The 563-nt window shown below is 51.7% G+C and carries 2 tRNA genes and 1 rRNA gene; all 3 read left to right on the top strand.

What is annotated here, in order from left to right:
- A 16S ribosomal RNA gene (locus tag AC1D02_RS22215) occupies positions 1-234 on the top strand; the annotation flags it as partial.
- Positions 235-314: 80 nt separating this feature from the next.
- Positions 315-391, top strand: a tRNA-Ile gene (locus AC1D02_RS22210).
- Between the two features lie 21 nt (positions 392-412).
- Positions 413-488, top strand: a tRNA-Ala gene (locus tag AC1D02_RS22205).
- The last annotated feature ends 75 nt before the right edge of the window (positions 489-563 follow it).

Genomic DNA, 563 nt, shown 5'->3' with positions numbered 1-563 from the left:
GTAGTCTGCAACTCGACTACATGAAGTTGGAATCGCTAGTAATCGCGGATCAGCATGTCGCGGTGAATACGTTCCCGGGTCTTGTACACACCGCCCGTCACACCATGGGAGCGGGTTTTACCAGAAGTAGGTAGCTTAACCGCAAGGAGGGCGCTTACCACGGTAGGATTCGTGACTGGGGTGAAGTCGTAACAAGGTAGCCGTATCGGAAGGTGCGGCTGGATCACCTCCTTTCTAGAGTTGCACAGGTAGAGATACCGATTCATTAAGCGTCCACTCTTATCGACTGTTAATAAAGATAAAGAGCAGCATTTGGGGCTGTAGCTCAGCTGGTTAGAGCACCGTGTTGATAACGCGGGGGTCGTTGGTTCGAGTCCAACCAGCCCTACCAACGCGGTCGTAGTAAATCCTTGGGGGATTAGCTCAGCTGGGAGAGCACCTGCTTTGCAAGCAGGGGGTCGTCGGTTCGATCCCGTCATCCTCCACCACTCTACTTTGAAAGTGCAAACGTAAGCCGCCTGGGTTTAGGTTTGATCTTTTAGAGATTAAATGCTGTTTCGTTC

Source organism: Massilia sp. P1_C10 (assembly GCF_056406475.1).
Note: the sequence above shows the minus strand (reverse complement) of the source record. Positions and strands in the feature narration are given on the sequence as shown.